The sequence below is a fragment of the Pseudonocardia thermophila genome (genome assembly GCF_900142365.1).
Lineage (GTDB): Bacteria > Actinomycetota > Actinomycetes > Mycobacteriales > Pseudonocardiaceae > Pseudonocardia > Pseudonocardia thermophila.
Window position 1 is genome coordinate 134,865 of record NZ_FRAP01000002.1, and the last position, 21,041, is coordinate 155,905.

25 protein-coding genes and 1 pseudogene are annotated in these 21,041 nt (G+C 74.4%); 14 read left to right on the forward strand and 12 right to left on the reverse strand.

All coding sequences use genetic code 11. From position 1 onward, the window contains the following. From BUE41_RS02900 to BUE41_RS02915, 4 genes are read left to right on the forward strand one after another with little or no spacing between them, the layout of a single operon-like run. The gene (locus BUE41_RS02900; protein WP_073455273.1) at window positions 1-1,056 is read left to right on the forward strand and encodes an ABC transporter permease; all 1,056 of its coding nucleotides are present in this window, start codon (window positions 1-3) and stop codon (window positions 1,054-1,056) included. 2 nt (window positions 1,057-1,058) lie between these two features. Further along, entirely contained in the window at window positions 1,059-1,946 is an 888-nt protein-coding gene (locus tag BUE41_RS02905; protein WP_073455274.1) for an ATP-binding cassette domain-containing protein, read from the forward strand. After that, complete coding sequence (locus tag BUE41_RS02910) at window positions 1,943-2,920, forward strand: Gfo/Idh/MocA family protein (protein WP_073455275.1); 978 nt, start codon at window positions 1,943-1,945, stop codon at window positions 2,918-2,920. The genes BUE41_RS02905 and BUE41_RS02910 overlap by 4 nt, the downstream gene beginning before the upstream one ends. Then, window positions 2,917-3,771 (forward strand): sugar phosphate isomerase/epimerase family protein, encoded by an 855-nt coding sequence (locus tag BUE41_RS02915; protein ID WP_073455276.1) that lies wholly within the window; start codon window positions 2,917-2,919, stop codon window positions 3,769-3,771. The genes BUE41_RS02910 and BUE41_RS02915 overlap by 4 nt, the downstream gene beginning before the upstream one ends. A 29-nt stretch (window positions 3,772-3,800) precedes the next feature. Here BUE41_RS02915 and BUE41_RS02920 read toward each other — a convergent pair whose 3' ends face one another. After that, window positions 3,801-4,790, reverse strand: coding sequence for a LacI family DNA-binding transcriptional regulator (locus BUE41_RS02920; RefSeq protein ID WP_073455277.1), 990 nt, complete (start codon window positions 4,788-4,790; stop codon window positions 3,801-3,803). 73 nt (window positions 4,791-4,863) lie between these two features. On the opposite strand from BUE41_RS02920, the gene BUE41_RS02925 reads away from it, so the two are divergent. The 5 genes from BUE41_RS02925 to BUE41_RS02945 are packed head-to-tail and all read left to right on the forward strand — an operon-like array spanning window position 4,864 to window position 8,943. Next, window positions 4,864-5,988, forward strand: coding sequence for a phytanoyl-CoA dioxygenase family protein (locus BUE41_RS02925; RefSeq protein WP_073455278.1), 1,125 nt, complete (start codon window positions 4,864-4,866; stop codon window positions 5,986-5,988). After that, window positions 5,985-6,746, forward strand: a complete 762-nt coding sequence (locus tag BUE41_RS02930) for an SDR family oxidoreductase (RefSeq protein ID WP_073455279.1) — start codon at window positions 5,985-5,987, stop codon at window positions 6,744-6,746. Before BUE41_RS02925 ends, BUE41_RS02930 begins: the two co-directional genes overlap by 4 nt. 14 nt (window positions 6,747-6,760) lie before the next feature. Continuing rightward, entirely contained in the window at window positions 6,761-7,786 is a 1,026-nt protein-coding gene (locus tag BUE41_RS02935) for a Gfo/Idh/MocA family protein (RefSeq protein ID WP_073455280.1), read from the forward strand. Window positions 7,787-7,824: 38 nt separating this feature from the next. Continuing rightward, entirely contained in the window at window positions 7,825-8,106 is a 282-nt protein-coding gene (locus BUE41_RS02940) for a Rieske (2Fe-2S) protein (protein ID WP_084754282.1), read from the forward strand. Window positions 8,107-8,130: 24 nt separating this feature from the next. Then, window positions 8,131-8,943 (forward strand): pentapeptide repeat-containing protein, encoded by an 813-nt coding sequence (locus tag BUE41_RS02945; protein WP_073455282.1) that lies wholly within the window; start codon window positions 8,131-8,133, stop codon window positions 8,941-8,943. Here BUE41_RS02945 and BUE41_RS02950 read toward each other — a convergent pair whose 3' ends face one another. Continuing rightward, window positions 8,944-9,204, reverse strand: a complete 261-nt coding sequence (locus BUE41_RS02950; protein WP_073455283.1) for a hypothetical protein — start codon at window positions 9,202-9,204, stop codon at window positions 8,944-8,946. 307 nt (window positions 9,205-9,511) lie between these two features. Beyond that, a complete protein-coding gene (locus BUE41_RS32615) occupies window positions 9,512-9,679 on the reverse strand; it encodes a hypothetical protein (protein WP_327194742.1) in 168 nt (55 codons plus the stop codon). Window positions 9,680-9,708: 29 nt separating this feature from the next. Here BUE41_RS32615 and BUE41_RS32620 point away from each other — a divergent pair. Together BUE41_RS32620 and BUE41_RS32625 are read left to right on the forward strand one after the other, a co-directional pair. After that, window positions 9,709-9,981, forward strand: a pseudogene (locus BUE41_RS32620) (sigma factor-like helix-turn-helix DNA-binding protein); the annotation flags it as partial. Window positions 9,982-10,092: 111 nt separating this feature from the next. Next, entirely contained in the window at window positions 10,093-10,254 is a 162-nt protein-coding gene (locus BUE41_RS32625; RefSeq protein WP_327194731.1) for a hypothetical protein, read from the forward strand. Here BUE41_RS32625 and BUE41_RS02960 read toward each other — a convergent pair. Then, window positions 10,191-11,396 (reverse strand): L,D-transpeptidase, encoded by a 1,206-nt coding sequence (locus BUE41_RS02960; RefSeq protein ID WP_073455284.1) that lies wholly within the window; start codon window positions 11,394-11,396, stop codon window positions 10,191-10,193. The genes BUE41_RS32625 and BUE41_RS02960 overlap by 64 nt on opposite strands. Window positions 11,397-11,610: 214 nt before the next feature. On the opposite strand from BUE41_RS02960, the gene BUE41_RS02965 reads away from it, so the two are divergent. Continuing rightward, window positions 11,611-12,189 (forward strand): hypothetical protein, encoded by a 579-nt coding sequence (locus BUE41_RS02965; protein ID WP_073455285.1) that lies wholly within the window; start codon window positions 11,611-11,613, stop codon window positions 12,187-12,189. Window positions 12,190-12,243: 54 nt separating this feature from the next. Then, window positions 12,244-13,146: a class A beta-lactamase gene (gene bla, locus BUE41_RS02970; protein ID WP_073455286.1), complete on the forward strand. Its 903-nt coding sequence runs from the start codon at window positions 12,244-12,246 to the stop codon at window positions 13,144-13,146. Here the strand turns inward: bla and BUE41_RS02975 are convergent. The 8 genes from BUE41_RS02975 to BUE41_RS03010 form a co-directional block, all read right to left on the reverse strand. Then, window positions 13,106-14,332, reverse strand: a complete 1,227-nt coding sequence (locus tag BUE41_RS02975; protein WP_200803740.1) for an MFS transporter — start codon at window positions 14,330-14,332, stop codon at window positions 13,106-13,108. The genes bla and BUE41_RS02975 overlap by 41 nt on opposite strands. A gap of 42 nt (window positions 14,333-14,374) precedes the next feature. Further along, window positions 14,375-15,007 carry a TetR/AcrR family transcriptional regulator gene (locus BUE41_RS02980; protein ID WP_073455287.1) on the reverse strand — a complete coding sequence of 211 codons (633 nt, stop codon included), beginning with the start codon at window positions 15,005-15,007 and terminating at the stop codon, window positions 14,375-14,377. Between the two features lie 64 nt (window positions 15,008-15,071). After that, window positions 15,072-16,511 (reverse strand): ammonium transporter, encoded by a 1,440-nt coding sequence (locus BUE41_RS02985; protein WP_073455288.1) that lies wholly within the window; start codon window positions 16,509-16,511, stop codon window positions 15,072-15,074. After that, window positions 16,508-16,810 carry a hypothetical protein gene (locus tag BUE41_RS02990; RefSeq protein WP_143171942.1) on the reverse strand — a complete coding sequence of 101 codons (303 nt, stop codon included), beginning with the start codon at window positions 16,808-16,810 and terminating at the stop codon, window positions 16,508-16,510. The genes BUE41_RS02985 and BUE41_RS02990 overlap by 4 nt, the downstream gene beginning before the upstream one ends. A gap of 320 nt (window positions 16,811-17,130) precedes the next feature. Next, window positions 17,131-17,412, reverse strand: coding sequence for a metal-sensitive transcriptional regulator (locus tag BUE41_RS02995; RefSeq protein ID WP_073455290.1), 282 nt, complete (start codon window positions 17,410-17,412; stop codon window positions 17,131-17,133). A gap of 17 nt (window positions 17,413-17,429) precedes the next feature. Beyond that, window positions 17,430-18,689, reverse strand: coding sequence for a threonine ammonia-lyase IlvA (gene ilvA, locus BUE41_RS03000; protein WP_073455291.1), 1,260 nt, complete (start codon window positions 18,687-18,689; stop codon window positions 17,430-17,432). Window positions 18,690-18,761: 72 nt separating this feature from the next. Next, the gene (locus tag BUE41_RS03005; protein WP_234996922.1) at window positions 18,762-19,724 is read right to left on the reverse strand and encodes a carbohydrate kinase family protein; all 963 of its coding nucleotides are present in this window, start codon (window positions 19,722-19,724) and stop codon (window positions 18,762-18,764) included. Further along, window positions 19,721-20,164 (reverse strand): SRPBCC family protein, encoded by a 444-nt coding sequence (locus BUE41_RS03010; RefSeq protein ID WP_073455292.1) that lies wholly within the window; start codon window positions 20,162-20,164, stop codon window positions 19,721-19,723. The genes BUE41_RS03005 and BUE41_RS03010 overlap by 4 nt, the downstream gene beginning before the upstream one ends. Before the next feature lie 94 nt (window positions 20,165-20,258). Here BUE41_RS03010 and BUE41_RS03015 point away from each other — a divergent pair, with 94 nt between their 5' ends. After that, window positions 20,259-21,032, forward strand: a complete 774-nt coding sequence (locus BUE41_RS03015; protein ID WP_234996924.1) for an IclR family transcriptional regulator — start codon at window positions 20,259-20,261, stop codon at window positions 21,030-21,032. Window positions 21,033-21,041 lie beyond the last annotated feature (9 nt).

The following is a 21,041-nucleotide window of genomic DNA, read 5'->3' on the forward strand; positions in this document are numbered from 1 at the left end:
ATGACGACCACACTCCCTCCACCGCCCACGGCGGCCGCCGACGAGCGCGTCGCCCAGATCAGCCTCGTCCGGCGGCTCGTCCTGCGTCCCGAGATCGGGTCGCTCATCGGCGCCGCCGTGCTGTTCATCCTGTTCGCGATCCTGTCGTCGAACTTCTACTCGCTGGCGGGCATCTCGAACTGGCTCGACCCGGCGTCGTTGTTCGGGATCATGGCCGTCGCCGTGGCCCTGCTGATGATCGGCGGGCACTTCGACCTGTCGGCCGGGGTGCTCACCGGCACCGCCGGCCTGGCCACGGCGATCATGACGACCCAGTGGGGCCTCAACATCTGGGTCGCACTGCTGGTGTCGCTGGCGATCTGCCTCGGCGTCGGCTTCGCCAACGGCTACCTGGTGACCCGCACCGGGCTGCCCAGCTTCATCATCACGCTGGCCATGTTCCTGATGCTGCAGGGGCTGAACCTGGCGGTGACGAAGTTGATCACCGGCACGGTCTCGGTCGGCGGCATGGCCACGGTGCCGTACTACGACACCGTCCGGCCGATCTTCGCTGCGAAGATCAACATCTTCGGCGTCGACTTCAAGATCCAGATCGTGTGGTGGATCGTCGTCACCGCGATCGGCGCCTGGGTCCTGTCCCGCACGCGCTTCGGCAACTGGACGTTCGCCACCGGCGGCGACCCGGTGGCCGCCCGCAACGTCGGTGTGCCGGCCAAGCGCACCACCATCACCCTGTTCATGACGGTCGGCGCGTGCGCGTGGCTGGTGGGTACGCTGAAGCTGATCGAGCAGACGTCGGTGCAGACCAGCCAGGGCTTCGGCGAGGAGCTGATCTACATCGTCGCCGCAGTGATCGGCGGCTGCCTGCTCACCGGTGGCTACGGGTCGGTCATCGGGGCGTCGATCGGCGCGCTGATCTTCGGTATGACGAACCAGGGCATCGTCTACGCCGGGCTGGACAGCGACTGGTTCAAGTTCTTCCTCGGCGCGATGCTGCTGCTGGCGGTGCTCGCCAACCAGGTCGTCCGCCGCTACGCCGAGCAGACGAAGAGGTAGCGATGAGCGCACCACCACTGCTGGAGATCGAGCGGGTCTCCAAGTTCTTCGGCAGCGTGATCGCGCTGCAGGACATCAGCACGAAGGTCGAGGCCGCCGCCGTCACGTGCGTGCTCGGCGACAACGGCGCCGGCAAGTCCACCCTGATCAAGATCTTCTCCGGGGTGCACCAGCACGACGCGGGCGAGTTCCGCGTGGAGGGCGAGCCGGTGCGGCTCTCCTCGCCGCGCGAGGCGCTCGACCGCGGGATCGCCACCGTCTACCAGGACCTGGCGGTCGTGCGGCTCATGCCGGTGTGGCGCAACTTCTTCCTCGGCTCGGAGATCACCAAGGGCAAGGGTCCGTTCGCCCGGCTCGACGTCGAGGCGATGCGGAAGATCACCAAGTCCGAGCTCTTGGCGATGGGCATCGACCTGCGCGACGTCGACCAGCCGATCGGCACCCTCTCCGGTGGCGAGCGGCAGTGCGTGGCGATCGCCCGCGCCGTCTACTTCGGCGCCAAGGTGCTCATCCTCGACGAGCCGACGGCCGCGCTGGGCGTCAAGCAGGCCGGTGTGGTGCTGAAGTACATCATCCAGGCGCGCGAGCGCGGCCTGGGCGTCGTGTTCATCACCCACAACCCGCACCACGCCTACCCGGTGGGCGACCGGTTCATGCTGCTCAAGCGGGGACGCAGCCTCGGCGACTTCGCCAAGGACGAGATCACCCGCGAGGAGCTGACCGCGCTGATGGCCGGTGGCGCGGAGCTGGAGGAGCTCAGCCACGAGCTGGAGCGCGGCGGCGGCGCGGCGGCCGCGGCGGCGCACGAGCTGGAGGCCGTCGGGGCGCAGCTCGGGGCGTCGGCCGCCGAGGAGCACCTCGGGCTGTCGGGGGAGGGCCAGGAGAAGTGACGGTCGGGATCGGGCTGGCCGGGCTCGGCCGGATGGGCCGAGTGCACGCGCGCAGCCTGCGCGGCGGGTGCACGGAGGCCCACCTGGCGTGCGTGTACGACGCGGACCCCGCCGCGGCGGAGTTCGGCGTGCCGTGGGCGGCGAGCTTCGCCGAGCTGCTCGACCGCTGCGACGCGGTCGCGATCGCCACCCCCACCGCCGCGCACGCGGAGCTGACCGTGCAGGCCGCCGAGTCGGGTAAGCCGGTCTTCTGCGAGAAGCCGCTCTCGCTCGTGCGGGAGAGCGCTGTCGCCGCTGTCGAGGCGTGCGCGGCGGCGGGGGTGGCGCTGCAGGTCGGCTTCCACCGGCGGTTCGATCCCGACTGGGTGGCCGCAGCCGCGCGGATCCACGCCGGCGAGCTGGGCCAGGTGCAGCTGTTCCGCACCTCGCTGCGCGACATGGATCCGCCGGACCCGGCGTTCCTGGCCGGTTCCGGCGGGTTCTTCGCCGACATGACCGTGCACGACCTCGACGCCGCGCGGTGGCTGTGCGGGGAGGTCGCTTCGGTGACCGCGCACGGCGCGGCGATCGATCCCGCGTTCGCCGAGTACGACGACATCGACACCGCCGTCGTCGTGCTGCGGTTCGTCTCCGGCGCACTGGGCGTGATCGACAACAGCCGCTCCGCCCGCTACGGCTACGAGTGCTCCACCGAGGTGATGGGCACCCTGGCCACGGCGCGGATCGACGCACCGCACCCGCGCGGGCTGGAGTGGCGCAGCCGCGGCGGCGCGGTCCGCGGCTTCGCCCGCGACTTCGAGGAGCGGTTCCCGTTCGCCTACGTCGCGGAGCTCGACGCGTTCGCCCGCTGCGTGCGCGACGGCACCCCGCCGCGCGTGACCGGCCACGATGCGCTCGTGGCGTCCGATCTGGCCGCCGCCGCGACCGAGTCGTGGCGGACCGGTCGCACCGTCTCGTTGGAGGTACCCGCATGAACCGCATCGCCGGCGCACCCATCTCGTGGGGGGTGTGCGAGGTGCCCGGCTGGGGCTACCAGCTCCCCGCGGAACGGGTGCTCGCCGAGATGGAGGAGGTCGGGCTCGCCGCAACCGAGTGGGGACCCGCCGGGTTCCTGCCGCCCGACCCGCGCAAGGTGCTCGCCGAGCACCACCTCGCCGCCATCGGCGGCTTCGTGCCCGTGCAGCTGCACCGGCCCGACCACGACCCGGTGCCGGAGATCGAGCGCGTGCTCGCCGGGTACGCGACCACCGGCTCGACCGTGCTCGTCCTGTCCGCCGACACCGGGCTCACCGGCTACGACAGCCGCCCCGAGCTGGACGAAGCGGGCTGGCGCACCCTGCTGGCCAACCTGGACCGGATCTCGGCGCTCGCCGCCCGGCACGGCGTGCGCGCGGTGCTGCACCCGCACGTCGGGACGCTCGTGGAGACGCCCGACGACGTGAAGCGGGTGCTCGACGGCTCGTCGATCGCGCTGTGCCTGGACACCGGGCACCTGCTCATCGGCGGCACCGACCCGGCCGATCTCGTCCGGCAGGTGCCCGATCGGATCGCGCACACCCACGTCAAGGACGTCGACCTGGGCCTGGCGAAGCAGGTGCGGTCCGGGCGGCGCACCTACACCGAGGCCGTCCGCGAGGGCATGTACCGGCCCGTCGGGCACGGCGACGTCGACTTCGAGACCATCGTGCGGCACCTGCGCGCCCGCGGCTACGACGGTTGGTACGTGCTGGAGCAGGACACGATCCTCACCGAGGAGCCGCGCGAGCCGGGCGCCCCGGAGGACGTGCGCACGAGCGTGGAAGCGCTGAAGGCGCTGCTGCGCTGAGGTCCGCCGCTGGGGTCCACCGCCGAGGTTCATCTGCGCGGTGGTCCGGTCGTGCCCCGGACCACCAGGCGCGGCGGCAGCACCCGCTCGACCGACGTCGTGCGGCCGCCGTCGAGCCGGTCCAGCGCCGCGTCGACGGCCTGCTCGGCCTGCTCGGCCGCCTCCTGGTTGACGGTGGTGAGGTCGACGTGCGCGAGCCGGGACAGCTCCGAGTCGTCGTAGCCCGTGAGCGAGACGTCCCCGGGCACCCGCACGCCCGCGCGGAGGAACACGTCGAGCAGGCCGATCGCGCTGCGGTCGTTGGCTGCCACCACGGCCGTCGGCAGCTCCGGCTCGGCGAGCAGGGCCCGGGCCGCGGCGGCCCCGGCCTCCTCGGTGTTGCCGCCGGGCACCACCCGCCCGGCGACCCCGTGCCGGGCCGTGGCGGCGAGGAAGCCGTCTCGGCGATCCGCGGCCATGGCCTCGCTCCCGCCGTCGACGTGCACGAGCGCGTGGTGGCCCAGCTCCACGAGGTGGTCCACCACGAGGGCGACGCCCTGGTCGTCGGCCACCCGCACCACGTCGAACCCGGCGGGCTCGGCGCGCCGGCTCACCGCGACGACCGGCACGCGGGTAGCGAGCGCAGCGATGTCGGCGTCGGGCATGCCGGGGGCGAGCAGCAGCAGCGCCTCGCAGCGCAGGTCGAGCAGCGTCTCGGCGACGCGCTGCTCGTCGTGCGCCGCGGTGATCGCCGAGAGCGCCACCGTGTAGCCGCGGCGATCGGCGGCGAGCTGGATCTCCTCGGCCAGCTCGGCCCGGTAGACGTCGCGCAGCTGGACGGGCACGCCGAGCAGGTGGGTGCGCCGACGGGCGAGCAGGCTCGCTGCGCGATCGGCGCGGTAGCCCAGCTGGGCGGCCGCGGCCAGCACCTTCTCCCGGGTCCGATCGCTTGGTCCCGGTCGGCCGCGCAGCACCAGCGACACCGACGCGGTCGACACGCCCGCGGCCGCCGCCACGTCCTCCAGCCTGGGCCGTCGCACCCCTTGACACCTCCCGTCGCCGCCCGGATAGTACCCACTTGTTAAAGCGCTTTAAGCACCTTCGGAGTGATCGATGCCGCTCACGCACGAGCCGCTGACCGAGGCCGCGTGCTCGGTCGACGACCTGCTCGCCGTGCTGGCCGAGCGGACGGACCCCGCCGACTACCCGCTGGCCGCGGCGATCGAGCAGGAGATCCTGATCTACGACACCGCCGCGCTGCTCGCCGCCGACCCGGCCGCCGCGCGGGCCGAGCTGGTCCGCGCGTTCGCCGACGGCCCGGGCGTGGTGGTGCTGCGCGGCGCGTACCCCGACACGTCCGTGGTCGACCGCGCGACCGCGGTGTTCGAGGAGGTCATCGCCGGCCAGGACGACGAGACCGGCGACCACTTCGCCGCGCCCGGCGCCAACGACCGGGTGTGGAACGCGCTGGAGAAGCTCGCCGTCCGCGCGCCCGAGGTGTTCGTCGACTACTACGCCAACCCGGCCATCGCGCTGGCCGCCGAGGCCTGGCTCGGGCCCGGTTACCAGATGACCTCGCAGGTCAACGTCGTGCGGCCGGGTGGGAAGGCGCAGGTCGGGCACCGCGACTACCACCTCGGGTTCCAGCCGAGCGCGGTGATCGAGCGCTACCCCGCGCACGTGCACCGGCTCTCGCCGGTGCTCACCCTGCAGGGCGCGGTCGCCCACTCCGACATGCCGCTGGACGCCGGTCCCACCTGCTACCTGCCGCACTCGCAGAAGTACCTGCCCGGCTACCTCGCGATGAACCGCCCCGACTTCCAGCAGCTGTTCGCCGAGCGGCACGTCCAACTGCCGCTGGTCAAGGGCGACGCGGCGTTCTTCAACCCGGCCGTCGTGCACGGCGCCGGCGCCAACGCCACGCGCGACCTGCGGCGGATCGCGAACCTGCTGCAGATCTCCTCGGCGTTCGGGCGGGCCATGGAGAGCGTGGACCGCGAGCGGATCTGCTTGGCGATCTACCCGGCGCTGCGCGCCCACCCCGCGCCCGGGCCGGCGATCGCCGCGGCTGCCGAGGGCTACGCCTTCCCCACCAACCTCGACCGCGATCCGCCCGTCGACGGCCTCGCCCCACCGACCCAGGCCGACCTGGTGCGCCGCGCGCTCGCCGAGGACTGGCCGATCGAGACGTTCCGGGCGCGCCTGGCCGCCCACTCCGCGCGGAGGAGGACGGCATGACGCTCTTGGCCGACCGGGTCGTTCTGGTCAGCGGCGGCACCCAGGGGGTGGGTGCCGGCGTGGCCCGGGCGGCCGTCCGGGAGGGCGCGCAGGTGGTGATCACCGGGCGGCGCGCCGAGCGGGGGGAGAAGGCGGCCGCCGACATCGGCGCGGTGTTCGTGCAGGCCGACGTGGCCGACGTCGCGTCCGCGCAGGCGTCGGTCGCGGCCACCGTCGAGCGGTTCGGGCGGATCGACTGCCTGGTGAACTCCGCGGGCCTGGTCGACCGCGGCACACTGCTCGACACCACACCGGAGCTGTTCGACCGGCACATCGCGATCAACCTGCGCGGCCCGTTCTTCCTCATGCAGGCCGCCGTCGCCGACATGCGCCGTCGCGGCGCACCCGGCACGATCGTCAACATCATCTCCTCGTCGGAGCTGGGTGGGCAGCCCTACCTCGCGCCGTACGTGGCGGCGAAGGCCGGGCTGGCCGGGCTCACCCGCAACGCCGCGCACGCCCACCGCTTCGACCGCATCCGCATCAACGGCCTCGACATCGGCTGGACCGAGACCGAGGGCGAGGCCGAGATCCAGCGCACCGCGCACGGCGCGCCGGAGGACTGGGCGCAGCGGGCCGCGGCCCGGCTGCCCATGGGCAAGCTCGGGCAGGTCGACGAGATCGCCGACTTCGTCGTCTTCCTGCTGAGCGACCGCAGCGGGGTCGTCACCGGCTCCGTCATCGACTGGGACCAGAACGTGTTCGGCGGCCTGGACTGAGCAGGGAGCTGCAGATGAAGCTGGGTCTGATCGGGCTGGGCCGCATCGGCGCCTTCCACGCCGAGACGCTCGCCGCGCTCGACACCGTCGACGAGCTGGTGGTGACCGACGCGGTGCCCGCGGTGACCGAGCGGGTGGCCGACCGGGTCGGCGCCACCCCGGCCGGGTCACCCGCCGATGTGCTCGCCGCCGGCGTCGACGGGGTGCTGGTGGCGGCCCCGACCGCGCTGCACGCCGAGCTGACGCTGGCCGGCGTCGACGCGGGCGTGCCGGTGTTCTGCGAGAAGCCGCTGGCCCCCACGCCCGCCGAGGCCGAGCGGGTGGCCGCGGCGGTGACCGCGGCCGGGGTTCCGGTGCAGGTCGGGTTCCCGCGCCGGTTCGACCCGGCGTTCCGGGCCGCCCGCGCCGCCGTCGAGAAGGGGGAGCTGGGCAAGCTGCGCACCGTCCGCTCCACCACGCTCGACCCGGCCCCGCCGCCGGCGTCGTACCTCGCTGGGTCGGGCGGGATCTTCCACGACTGCGCCGTGCACGACTTCGACGCGGTCCGCTGGGTGACCGGCCGAGAGGTCGTCGAGGTGTACGCGACCGGCTCGCTCGGCGGGGGCGACCCGGACGCGTTCGCCGCGGCCGGGGACGTCGACACCGCGGCCACCATGCTGACCTTCGACGACGGCACGCTGGGGCTGGTGTCCAACACCCGGTTCAACGGCCGCGGCTACGACGTGCGGCTCGAGGTGCACGGGGTCGCTGACAGCGTCGCCGCCGGGCTGGACGACGGGCTGCCGCTGCGCAACACCCACCCGGGCGCGACCTTCCCGGCCGGCCCGCCGCACACGTTCTTCATGGACCGGCTGGCCACGGCGTTCCGGGCGGAGCTGGCGGCGTTCGTCGACGTGGTGGCGGGCAGGGCGGCGGTGCCGTGCACGGTGGACGATGCGGTGGCCGTCGCGTGGATCGCCGAGGCGGCCACCCGCTCGCTGCACACCGGGCGGCCGGTGCGGATCGCGGAGATCCGCGAGCCCGCGACCGTCGGCGACTGAGCTGGCGCGGGTGCGGCCACGGCGCCCATACTCCGCAGATGCGCGCACGGATCACGGCCGCCGCGGTGCCCGTCGGCGGCGGGGTGATCACCGACGGGGTGGTCGTGACCCAGCCGGCCGCGGGGGAGTTCGCCGCCTTCGACGCGACCTGCCCGCACCGCGGCTGCGCCGTCCGCGCGATCGCCGCTGGGACGATCAACTGCTTCTGCCACGGCAGCCGGTTCCGCATCACCGACGGCTCGGTGGCCGGCGGCCCGTCCCCGGCACCGCTGACCGCGTTGCCGGTCGAGCGGGACGGGGACGAGCTGCGGGTGGGCTGAGCAGGGCCGACTACGGTCACGGGGATGGCCGATCGCCGGATGCTGCGCGCCGACTGCTCAGCCTGTTCGGGGCTGTGCTGCGTGGTGCCCGCGTTCGCGGCGTCGGCGGACTTCGCGATCTCCAAGCCGCCGCGCACCCCGTGCCCGAACCTGCTGGCCGACCACCGGTGCGGGATCCACGCCGAGCTGCGTGGGCGCGGCTTCGTCGGCTGCACGGTGTACGACTGCTTCGGCGCGGGCCAGCGGGTCGTGCAGGAGACGTTCGGCGGGCGCAGCTGGCGGGCCGGGCCCGAGGTGGCAGAGCCGATGTTCGCCGTGTTCGAGACGGTCCGGCTGCTGCACGAGCTGCTCTGGTACCTCGACGCCGCACTGGCCCGCCCGGAGGCGCGCGAGCTGCACCCGCAGCTCGCGCGCCTGCGGGCGGAGACCGACGCGCTGGCCGGGGCGGACGTGCCGGCCCTGCTGGCGACCGACGCGGCTGCGCAGCGGGAACGGGTGAACGTCCTGCTGCGCGAGGTGGCCGAGCGGGTGCGGGCGGCGGCACCCGGCCCGCGGCGGCGGTTCGACCGCCGCGGTGCGGACCTGGCCGGGGCGGACCTGACCCGCCGCGACCTGCGCGGGGCGTCACTGCGGGGTGCGGTGCTGGTCGGGGCGTCGCTGCGCGGCTGTGACCTGACCGGGGCGGACGTGATCGGCGCCGATCTGCGCGCCGCCGACGTGCGCGGTGCCCGTCTGCACGGCGCGCTGTTCCTCACCCAGTTCCAGGTCCGCGCCGCCCGCGGCGACGCCCGCACCACGCTGCCCGACACGCTCGACCGGCCGCAGCACTGGCGGTGATCACCCCGCGGCCGCTCGCGCCGCCTCGAACGGGACCCGGTCGAACACGATCCGCACGTGCGTGATCTTCCCGTCGGCCACGTAGAACAGCACCGAGCTGGTCTCGTCACCGAACGCGCCGTGCAGGTGCGAGCCGGTGAGGATGCGGCTGAACGGCTCGATGAACTGCCGGAACGCGGCGGCGCTCGACGATCCGCCCCGCCGGGGTGTCACGACGTCGTCGGCGACGTACCGCATCGCGGTGTCGATGTCGCCCGCCATCCAGGCGCGGTGGAACGCGAGAGAGAGGTGTCAACAGCTGCCATGTCCGTATCGAACACCCCGACCGCCCCGATCGGAACGCTCGGCCACGATGCGCCGGTGCCGATCGTGCTGGAGCGGGCCGAGGCCGGGGACGAGCGGGCGTTCGTCGAGCTCGTCGAGCCGTACCGGCGGGTAGTTGTTCGCGCACTGCTACCGGCTGCTCGGGTCGATCACCGACGCCGAGGACGTGGTGCAGGAGACGCTGCTCGCGGCCTGGCGCGGCCTCGCCGGGTTCGCGGAGCGGGCCGGGCTGCGCACCCTGGCTCTACCGCATCGCCACGCACCGCTGCCTCGACGCCGGCCGCCGCCCCGCCGAGTCGGTGCCGCCGTTCACCCCGCCCGAGCCGACGCGGCGCAGCGAGGTGACGTGGCCGCAGCCCGGGCCGGACGACCGGGTGGAGGCGGTGGCCGACGTGGAGCTGGCCTTCGTCACCGCGCTGGCGCGGCTCCCCGCCGCGGCAGGCGGCCGCGCTCGTGCTGCGCGACGTGCTGGACTCCTCCGCCGCCGAGGTCGCCGACCTGCTCGACACCACCCCGACCGTGGTGAAGGGCCTGCTGCAGCGGGCCCGCTCCGGGGTGGGGGAGCGCCCGCCGCGGCCACCCGCGGCCGCCGAGCAGGAGCTCGCCTCCCGCTTCGCCGCTGCGTACGTGGCGGGTGACGTCGACCTGGTCGCACTGCTCACCGACGACGCGTGGCGCGATGCCGCCCGCGCCGCACGGGCACGGCGGTCGTGAAGCGATCGCCGGGTTCCGGCGGATGTCCTTCGCCGCCCGCGACCGCGCGGTCGAGCTGGTGCCGGTCGGTGCGGCCGGCGGACCGGCCTTCGGGGGTACGGCGGCGGGCGGATGACCGCGCTGATCGTGCTGACCTGCACCCCGTCCGGCATCGCGGCGGTGACGCGGTTCCACCTGCCGCAGCTCGCCGCCCGGTTCGGCCTGCCGGATCAGCTGCGCGGCGCCAGCGCCGAGAGCGACTGCCACTCCTCCCACGACAACGTCCAGTCGTAGACGTCCCCGTCGGCCTTCGACAGCGGCACGCTCGAGTTGACGACCTCCACCGGGTCGCCGTAGAGGGCGGTGTCGTAGTACGCCTTGGCGTTCGCGGTGGACAGGTTGACGCAGCCGTGGGTGACGTTCTGCCGGCCGTGCGCGTAAGCGGAGGCGGGGTTGGCGTGGATGAACTCGCCGTTGTCGGAGATCCGCACCGCCCAGTGCATCTTGACGTTGTAGTAGCCGAACGTCGGGTTGGTCATGTAGACCGTCGGCGACTTGCTGGTCACGACGTGGATGCCGGAGCGGGTGACCCGCCGGGAGTCGCTCTCCAGCCCGTAGCTGGCCGGCACGTCCAGCACGACCTCCCCGTCGCGGATCACGACCATGCGGTGCGAGGTGACGTCGGCCTTCACGATCTGCGCGCGCCCGATCGTGAACGACCGCGTCAGGTCGCTCTCGCCGAACCCGGCGTCGCCCAGCGGGACGCCGTAGAGGGCGGCGTGCACGGTGACCTGGGTGTTCGGCGGCCAGTAGTCCTTCGGCCGCCAGTGCACCCGGGAGCCGCGCTTGGTGTCGGGCAGCCAGCCCCACGACCCCTCGACGGGGACGCTCGTCTTCACCGTGAGCCGCCGTTCGACGGCCGCCTTGGCCTCCTCGCTCAGCGTCGTGTCGAACCGCAGCTCGATCGGCGCGGCGATGCCGACGGTGGTGCCCTCGCCGATCCACGGCGCGGACGCGGTGACGAGCCGGTCCTGCGGATCGGCCGTGCGGAACGTCCCGGTCACCGCCACGCTGCCGCCCGGGCCCGCGGCAGTGCCGGAGAAGCGGTACTCGGTGGCGAACGCGGGCCGCTGCGTCGCGCTCCACGTGCGGCCGTCGGCGGAGAGCGCCCCGGGCAGCGGGGTGCCGTCAGCCGCGGTGACGGTGACGTCCTGCAGGGTCGCGTCGAACGCGGCCACGGTGATCGCGGTCGCCGGGGCGACGTCGGTGGATCCGTCGGCGGGGGAGACGACCACCCGCGGCGCCGCCGCGACGGCGGCCGCGGCCCGGCCGGGCCCGCCGAAGGGGAGGGTGGTCTGCGACGCCGACAGCAGCGCGGCCCCCGCGACCAGCACGGCACCGATCCACAACCAGCGGCGCGACCTGCGTTCTGCCACCCCGACCCCTCGTGCTCCCCGACAGCCCCAGAGTCCCCGACGGCCGCAGAAAGGGCCGGACTGGTATCAGAGCAACCCGGAGGCCCGCGGTCAACGATCTGCGCCACCTGCGACCTGGCGTGTCGCCGCCGGCGCGGGTCATCCGAAGTGATGACGCGAGGATGATCCCGATCGCCGACGTGCACGGGCCCACCCCGCGGCGAGCATCGAGGGCATGGTCGAGCTGATCCGCGACAACCCGATAGCCGCCGTCATCGTCCTGTGCGAGTTCGGCTTCTGGGCGCTGGTCGTCGCCGGGCTCGCCGCGCGCTACCTGCTGCGGCTGCGCCGGCTGAGCGCCGCGCTGCTGGTGGCCGTCCCGCTGGTCGACGTCGTGCTGGTGGTGGCCGTGCTGCTCGATCTGCACCGCGGATCCCCGGCTACCGCGATCCACGGTCTCGCCGCGGTCTACCTGGGGTTCAGCGTGGCGTTCGGGCCGGCGCTGGTGCGCTGGGCCGACCGGCACTTCGCGCACCGGTTCGCCGGCGGACCGAAGCCGCACAGGCCGGCGAAGGGCAGCCCCGAGCGGTACCGGGCCGTCTGGCAGGAGTGGTACCGCGTCGTCGCCGCGGCCGCGATCGCGTCGGTCACCCTGCTCGGCATGGTCGTCACCGTCGCCGGGCCCGAGCAGGAGGCCGCGCTGTGGTGGTGGATCGGCCGCGTGTGGATGGTCGTGGGTATCTGGTTCCTCGCGGGCCCGGCGTTCGAGCGGCGGCCGAGCGAGCCCGAGCGCACCACGGCGCCGACCCGGTGACGGCTGCTCCGCGATCGGCCTGTTCTGCGGCCGGCGTGTTCTACGGTCAGCACCGTGGGGCATCCGATCGGCAGGCGATCCGTCCTCGGGGCGGCGCTGCTCGCTCCGGCCGCGTGCGCCGCGCCGCCGCCCGCTGCGGACGTCCCGGACCTCGCCGCCGCCGCGGCGCTGGCCGGCTGCGAGGCTGCCCGCCGCGGCGTCCGGCTCGGGGTGCACGCCGTGGCCACCGCGGACGGGCGCGAGCTCGCCCACCGCGCGGACGAGAGGTTCGCGCACTGCTCGATCGTCAAGGTGCTCGCCGCCGGCGCGGTGCTCGACCGGTTCCCGATCGAGCAGCTCGACCGGCGGCTGCCGGTCGAGGCCGCCGATCTGGTGGCCCACTCACCGAGCGCGCGCGCACACGTCGGCACGGGGATGACCCTGCGGGAGGCCGCCGAGGCGGCCCTGCGCTACAGCGACAACACCGCCGGCAACCTGCTGCTGCGCGCGGTGGGCGGCCCGGAGGGGATCACCGCGTTCGTGCGGAGCCTGGGCGATCCGGTGACCCGGTCGGACCGCTGGGAGCCCGCGCTCAACACCGCGGTCCCCGGCGACGAACGCGACACGTCCACGCCGCGGGCGCTCTCCGCCGACGTGCGCGAGCTGGTGCTGGGCAGCCGTCTCGACGTCGCCGCGCGGGAGCTGCTGCGCGGCTGGATGCTCGCCAACACCACCGGCGACGCACGCATCCGGGCCGGCGCGCCGGCGGGCTGGCGGGTGGCCGACAAGACCGGCACGGGCGGCTACGGCACGGCGGGCGACGCCGCGGTCCTCTGGCCGCCGCAGGGGGCGCCGATCGTGCTCACCGTCCTCACCGCGGGGGACCACCCGGACGCGCAGCCGGACGAGGCGGTGTTCGCCGAGGTCACCCGCATCGTCACGACGGCGCTGGGTCCCGGGTCCGGCCGGGCAGGGTGACCGCCACGGCCGCGCTCGCCACCGTGCCCGCCGCACCGGCCAGCACGAACGTCAGGGGCGCACCGACGGCGTCGAGCAGCAGCCCGCCGCCGATGTAGGACACGGCCGCGGACACCCCGATCGCGCCGTACAGGTTGCCGAACACCCGGCCCAGCAGGCCGTCCGGCACGAGCCGCTGCACCAGCGTGTTCGACGCGACGTCCATCGCGGCGACGCCCAGGCCGCGCACCGTCTGCAGGGCGATCACGACCGCGACCGCCCACGCCAGCCCGGTGAGCAGGTTGCCGAGGCTGGACACCGCGAACCCGGCCACGAGCAGCACGGTCGTCGACGCCGCGCGGGCGCCGCGCACCAGCAGCGCGTAGCCGGCCAGCAGCCCGACGCCCACCCCGGCCAGCATCAGCGCGATCGCCGAGTCGCTCGCGTGCAGGTCATCGGTGCCCAGCACCACGAGCGCGACGTCGTCGACGCCGTTGGCGGCCACCACCGCGCAGAAGCCGAGTGCGATGATCCGCAGCGCGGGGCGGGACCAGATGTAGCCCAGCCCGGCGCGGGCATCGGCGAGCAGGCCGGTCGGAGCAGCCCCGGCACGGTCCGGCGGGAGCGCCGGCAGCCGCGAGATGAGCAGCGCGGACAGGCCGAACGAGGCAGCGTCGACCAGCAGCACGCCGGGCACTCCGAGGAACGGCAGCAGCGCGGCCGCCAGCAGCGGGCCGAGCGCCTCGGCCCCGTTGGTGCCGAACCCCAGCGCGGCGTTGGCGGTCTCCAGGTCGCGCGGGCCCACCAGGGCCGGCACCGCGGCCCGCGACGCGGGCTGGAACACCTGCCCCGCCACCGCCCGCACCCCGACGAGCACCAGCAGCAGCGGCAGTGGGGGCAGCGTCGCCGCGATCGCGAGCAGCGCGGCGCCCTGGACGAGCTCGCAGCCGATCATCACGCGGCGACGGTCGAACCGGTCGGCGAGCGCACCCGCGACCGGCGCGAACACCGCCGGGACGACGTCACCGACCAGCAGCAGCGCCGCCACGGCGATCGCCTGCCCGCTGGTCGCCGCCACGTGCAGCATCAACGCCACGAGGCTCAGCGCGTCGCCGGCGAACGAGACGATCCGTGCGGTCGTGAGCCGGCGCAGGCCGGCGTTGCCGCGCAGCAGCGCCCACGCGCCGGAGGCTGACCGATCAGGCACGGACGCTCAGTGTCCCCGGCCGCCGCGCCCGTGACGAGCGGATTACCCGACCGGTACCACCAGGGCGAGCAGCCGGCGGGCGCTCGCGTCCAGGCGGGCCCCGGCCTCGGGGGCCCCGGCCAGGTGCTGCAGCAGAGCTTGCTGGAACAGCCCGTCGAACATCGCGTACGCCTCGGGGGAGCCGGTGGCAGGCGCCGTCCCGACCAGGTCGGCGCAGCGGCGGACGACGCGCCAGATCATCTGCTCCAGCACGGCGTCGATCTCGAGGACGTCGCTGCGGAACGAGTCCTCGAACAGCGCCTGCGCGCGCAGGTCGTACCAGAGGCGGTGCATCGCGGCGTCCTCCACCATCGTCTCGGCGAGCCGCGCGCCGAAGTCGCGCGAGAGCTGCTCAGCCGTGGTGGATCCGGCGACGATGTCGTCGTAGCGGTGCACGCACTCGGTCTTGTACTGCCGCACGCAGTACGTGATCAGGTCGACCTTGTCCCGGAAGTAGTAGTGCAGCACGCCGTGCGAGAACGGCGAGTTCTGCGCGATCTCGCGCAGGCTCGTGCGGGCGTAACCCAGCTCCGACAGGGTCTGCAGGGCAGCGTCGGCCAGCTCGCGGCGGCGTTGCTCGAACTTGTCGACCTGGCGCTGCGCGACCCGGCCGGTCGGCGTGTCGGCAGCCGTCATGGGACCTCTCCGTCGGCAGCGCCCGGCGCGATTCCGGAGGCCAGCGTACTCGCTGCGGCGGGTGTCACCGGTCCTGCGGGACGTCGAACCAGCTCTGCGATCCGTACCGCTGCAGGGGGCCGCGATCGGGCCGCGGACGGTGCAGCGCCGGTGGTGATCCAGGCGGGGACGGTCCGGGTGGTGGCTGGTCGCGGTGTCGCCCGGTGGGCCGCTCGACGGGCTCGTAGGCGGTTTCGGCGTGCTCCTCCAGGTCCAGACCGGTGGCCTCGGCGGCTGCCGGCACCCGGAACCCGATCGTGAACCGGATCAGGTAGCCCAGCAGCAGCGTGACGACGAACGAGTAGCCGAACACCGCGCCGGCGGCCACGGCCTGGCGCAGCAGCTGGGTCGCGTCGCCGCCGTGGACGACGCCGTCGACGTCGAGCGCGTCCGGGTTGACCGACCGGCGGGCGAACACCCCGACCAGCAGTGTGCCCACCAGCCCGCCGACCAGGTGGATCGCCACCACGTCGAGGGAGTCGTCGAGCCGGATCCGCCACTTGGCCGCGCACGCCAGCGGGCAGACGATCCCGGCGACCAGGCCGATCGCCAGCGCGCCCCAGGTGTCCACGTACCCGCAGGCCGGGGTGATCGCGACCAGCCGGGCGACCGCGCCGGACGCGGCTCCGAGGCTCGTCGGCCGTCCGGTGCGCAGCTGCTCCACGATCAGCCAACCGAGCACCGCGGTGCAGGTCGCGAACGTGGTGTTGGCGAACGCGATCGCCGCCAGCGGCCCGGCCGAGAGCGCCGAGCCGGCGTTGAAGCCGTACCAGCCGAACCACAGCAGGCCTGCGCCGAGCATCGTGAACGGCAGGTGGTGCGGCCGGGCTACGGTGGTGGGCCAGCCGCGGCGGCGGCCCAGCACGATCGCCAGCGCGAGCGCCGCCGCCCCGGCGTTGATGTGCACGACGGTGCCGCCGGCGAAGTCGACGGCGTGCACCTGGTTGTTGATCCAGCCGCCGCGCGAGGCCGGCCCGACCAGCCCGTCGGCGGCGAACACCCAGTGGCCGACCGGGGCGTAGACGAGCACCGACCACAGGGCCACGAACACCGTCCACGCCCAGAAGCGGGTGCGCTCCACCACCGCGCCGGCCACCACCGCCGCGGTGAGCGCGGCGAACATCAGCTGGAACATCGCGAACGCCGGCACCGGCAGCGCGTGCGGGCCCGGCCACGGCGTGGTCGCGTCGCCCGAGCCGACCAGCCCCGCCGGGTCGATCGAACCCGGGCGCCCGATCAGCCCGAGCACGCCGAGGCCCGCGTCGTCGCCGAAGGTGAGGTCGAACCCCACCACGGCCCACACCACGCCCACCACCGGCAGGCAGACAACGGTCATCATCAGCGTGTTGAGCACGCTGCGGGCGCGGACCATGCCGCCGTAGAAGAAGGCGACGCCCGGCGTCATCAGCATCACCAGCGCCGCCGCGACCAGGACCCACGCGGTGTCGCCGGTGGCGGCGGTCATGCGGGGGCGACCCGCCCGAGGCGTCCGGCACCCCGAGCGCCGAGCCCGGGGAGCACGGCCGGGGCTGGTGGCGGGTCGGGCGGGCGGATCCGGCCGCCGTGCGGGCGGACGGAGGGGAACGGCCAGCCTCGGCGCGCGGGCGCCTCCCGGGTCGCGTGCCGGCCGGGCACGACGAAGCGGGCGCCCGCCGGCCGGTCGGGGGAGCGGACGATCAGCGCGGCCGAGTCGGGGGCGGCCGGGGCGGGCGAGTCGGGGGAACGGGGGGACGGGACGGCGGCGAAGGCTCCGATGCCTGACACTGCGTCACCGGGAACGGTTTCGTTCGCAGCCTTGAGCACGGCTGCTGCGCCGGCGAAGCGGGCCCCTGCGGGCAGCCCCACGGCCGGGCGCCTGCGCGCTCGCACCTTCGGTCTCACCTCCCCAGACCGGACGGGAGCCGGGCGGTCGGCCCGGCGATCCGAGCCTAGGCCGAGGGGCATGGACCGCCAGTGACACGAGGGAGAGTTAACGCAGCGGTTACTCCCGCCGCGCCACAGATCTGTTACGGAGGGTGAAGATGGACGAATCTCCTCGCCTGGAAGGGTGATCGCGCGTCACCGGCTGCCACCCGATCGGCCGTTCAGGAGCGGACGAGCCGCGCGATCGCCTCGGAGGCCTCCTTCACCTTCTGCTCGGCCTCCTCACCACCCGCCTGGGCCGCGTGCACCACGCAGGTCGCCAGGTGCTCGTTGAGCAGCTCGAGCGAGAACGCCTGCAGCGCCTTCGTGGCCGCTGCGACCTGCGTCAGGATGTCGATGCAGTACTTGTCCTCCTCGACCATCCGCTGCAGACCGCGCACCTGGCCCTCGATGCGGCGCAACCGCTTGAGGTAGGCGTCCTTCTCCTGGCTGTAGCTGGGCACGTCTCAACGGTACGTACTCAGACCAGGAACCGGTACGCGGTGGAGCCAGGTGCCACCAGTTGGATGCGCAGCGGGCTGGCCTTCATCCGTTCCCACAACGGCTCGTAGCCGTCCCGGCTGGCCAGCTCGATCCCCACGAGCGCCGGGCCGGTCTCGCGGTTGTCCCGCTTCTGGTACTCGAACAGCACGATGTCGTCGTCCGGACCGAGCACGTCGTCGAGGAACCGGCGCAGCGCCCCGGGCTCCTGCGGGAACTCCACCAGGAAGTAGTGCTTGAGCCCGCGGTGCACCAGCGACCGCTCCACCACCTCGGCGTAGCGGCTGACGTCGTTGTTCCCACCCGACAGCAGGCACACCACCGACGAGCCGGGCGCGATGCCGATCTCCTCCAGCGCGGCGGACGCCAGCGCCCCGGCGGGCTCGGCGATCACGCCGTCGACCTGGTAGAGATCGAGCATCTCCGTGCACACCCGGCCCTCGGCGATCGCGATCAGCTCCGCGCCGCAGTCGCGCACCACGGGGAAGGTCAGGTCGCCGACGCGGCGCACCGCGGCGCCGTCGACGAACGAGTCGATCTCGTCGAGCGTCACCGGACCACCGTCCGCCAGCGCCGCCGCCATGCTCGCCGCCCCGGCCGGCTCCACGCCCACGATGCGGGTGCTCGGGTGCCGCGCGGCGAACCACCCGCCCAGCCCGGCCAGCAGGCCCCCGCCACCGACCGGCACCACCAGCACGTCCGGTGGGCCACCGAGCTGCGCGACGATCTCCGGGCCGATCGTGCCCTGCCCGGCGATCGTGCGCGGATCGTCGAACGCCGGGACCAGGGTCGCGCCGGCCCGTTCGGCGTACTCGGCCGCGGCCGCAGCGGCCTCGTCGTAGGTGTCGCCGTCGACCACCAGCTCCACGGCGTCGCCGCCGAGGGAGCGGATCCGGTCCCGCTTCTGCCGCGGCGTCGTGCTCGGCACGTGCACCCGCCCGGCGATGCCCAGCCGCCGGCAGGCGTGCGCCACACCCTGGCCGTGGTTGCCGGCGCTCGCGCACACCGCGCCCGCCGCGCGCTGCTCCTCGGTCAGCCCGGACAGCAGGTGGTAGGCGCCGCGCAGCTTGTACGAGCGGCCGACCTGCAGGTCCTCCCGCTTCAACCAGACGTCGGCACCGACGGCGGAGGACAGGCGCTCGTTGTGCTGCAGCGGCGTGCGCACGGCCACCCGGTCCAGACGGGCGATCGCGGCGTCCACCGCGTCTGCGACGGATGCGACCGTGGCAGGAATGGACATGCCCCGATCATCCTCGCCCCGTCCGGACGGGTGAGCGGGTGGGGTCAGGGACAGGGGCGTCAGGACCGGGGTTCAGTAGTGGTGGGCGGACGTGCACCCCAGCTCCGCCGCCGTGGGCGGGTCCGCACCGCGCCGCGAGCAGGTGATCGCTGCGGCCCGCGCCGCCAGGTCCAGGAGCTGGTCCAGCGCGTCGGCGTCGAGCGCGCGCAGCTGGACCCGCTTCGCCGCGCCGAGCAGCTCCCGGCCGTGCAGCCCGGCGAGCAGGGCCGCGGAGAACGTGTCGCCCGCGCCGACGGTGTCGACCACCTGCACCGGGACGCCCGGACGCCGGGTGCGCAACCCGTTCGCGCTGCCGGCCACGACGCCGTCGCCGCCGAGGGTGACCGCGACGATCGCCGGGCCGCGCGCGAGCCAGTCGTCGAGCACCTCGTCGGGCGTGGCGCCGGGCATCAACCACTCGAGGTCCTCGGCGCTCACCTTCACCACGTCCGCGAACGCCAGCACCTCGTGCACCCCGGCGAGCACATCGGCCGGGTCGCCCATGAGCAGCGGGCGGCAGTTGGGGTCGTAGCTGATCGTCGCGGTGGCCGCCGCGTCGGCCAGGAGGCGGCGCAGCACCGCGGCGCCCGGCGGCGTGGTGAGCGCGAGCGAGCCGGAGTGCACCGCCACCACCGCGTCGTCGACGGCTCCGGTCAGCTCCTCGGGGGTCCACTGCCAGTCGGCGGTGCCGTCGATGCGGAAGTCGTAACTGGGCCCGCCGTCCGGGCCGACCGTCACGAGCGCGAGCGACGTCTGCTCCCGGGCGGTGACGACGTGATCGAGCTGCACACCGTTGCGGTCGAGGTGCTCGCGGATCCGGCTGCCCATGGGGTCCTCGGCGATCCGGGCGAGCAGCCGGGCCGGCACCCCGAGCCGGGCCAGCCCGAGCGCCACGTTGGCGGGGCTGCCGCCGGGGCGGGCCTCGAAGTAGTCCCCGACCGGGGCCGGGACGAGATCGACCAGCGCCTCGCCCGCGACCGCGACGATCCCGCTCACCGCGTGACCACGGCGTCGAGCTTCTCCAGGACGCCGTCGTGGATGCGGGCCAGGCCGCTCGGTGCGAACAGCCGCTCGAAGAACCCGCCGATGCCGCCGGCGCCGTTCCAGCGGGTGTCGACGGTGACGGTGCTGCGGTCCGGACCCTCGGGGCGGACCGTCCAGACGGTGACCATGCTGGAGTTGGCGTCCGCTTCGACGAGCCGGCGCGGTGCAGGCTCGGTGACGTCGACGACCTGGTCGCGCACTCGCGACCGGGTGGCCTGCAGCTTCCACGCCGCGCGCGTGCCGGTGCCCTGCCCGCCGGCCTCGACGCGGTAGTCGCGGTAGCTGTCGGTGAGGATCTTCGGGCGGGTCGTGGCGTAGTCCGCGAGCGCGGCGTACACCGTGTCCGCCGGAGCTGCGATGGTCCGCGAGGCCTGCGCCGTCACCTGTGCCATGCGGCCATCCTGCCGCACCGCGCAAGATCCACCGGTCCGCTGCGACCCGCCGGGCTATCCTCGATCGATCGGGAACGAGGCGATCGGAGGACGTGTGCCGGAGCCCGTGCGCGGCGGCGGGGTGCAGTCGCTCGACCGCGCGTTCGCGCTGCTCGAGCACCTCGCCGACGCCCCCGGCCCCGACGGCGTGGCGCTCTCCGAGCTCGCCGCTCGCTCCGGGCTGCCGCTGCCCACGATCCACCGGCTGGTCCGCACCCTCGTCGCGTCCGGGCACGTGCGCCAGCTCCCGTCCCGCCGCTACGCGCTCGGCCCGCGACTCATCCGGCTGGGCGAGGCGGCGTCGCGGATGCTGGGGGAGTGGGCGCGCCCGCAGCTCACCGCGCTGGTCGAGGCGACGGGGGAGTCGGCGAACCTCGCGATGCTCGACGGTGACGCGGTCGTCTACGTGGCGCAGGTGCCGTCGCGGCACGCCATGCGGATGTTCACCGAGGTCGGCCGCCGGGTGCCCGCCCACTGCACCGGGGTGGGCAAGGCGTTGCTCGCGACCCTGCCACCGGCCGAGGCGCGGGCGCTCATCACCCGCACCGGGCTGCCCGCCGCCACCCCGCACACGATCACCGATCCCGACGCGCTGATGCGCGAGCTGGACCGGATCCGCGCCCGCGGCTACGCCGTCGACGACGCCGAGCAGGAGCTGGGGGTGCGCTGCGTCGCCGTCGCCATCCCGGGTGCGCCGTCGGCCACCGCGATCTCGGTGTCGGGACCGGCGGCGCGGGTGACGTGGGAGGCGGTGGAGAACTTCGCCCCGCGGCTGCGGGCGGCGGCGGAGGCGCTGGCCGGGCAGCTGAGCGCCGCGCAGTCGGGGTGAGCTCGTGCA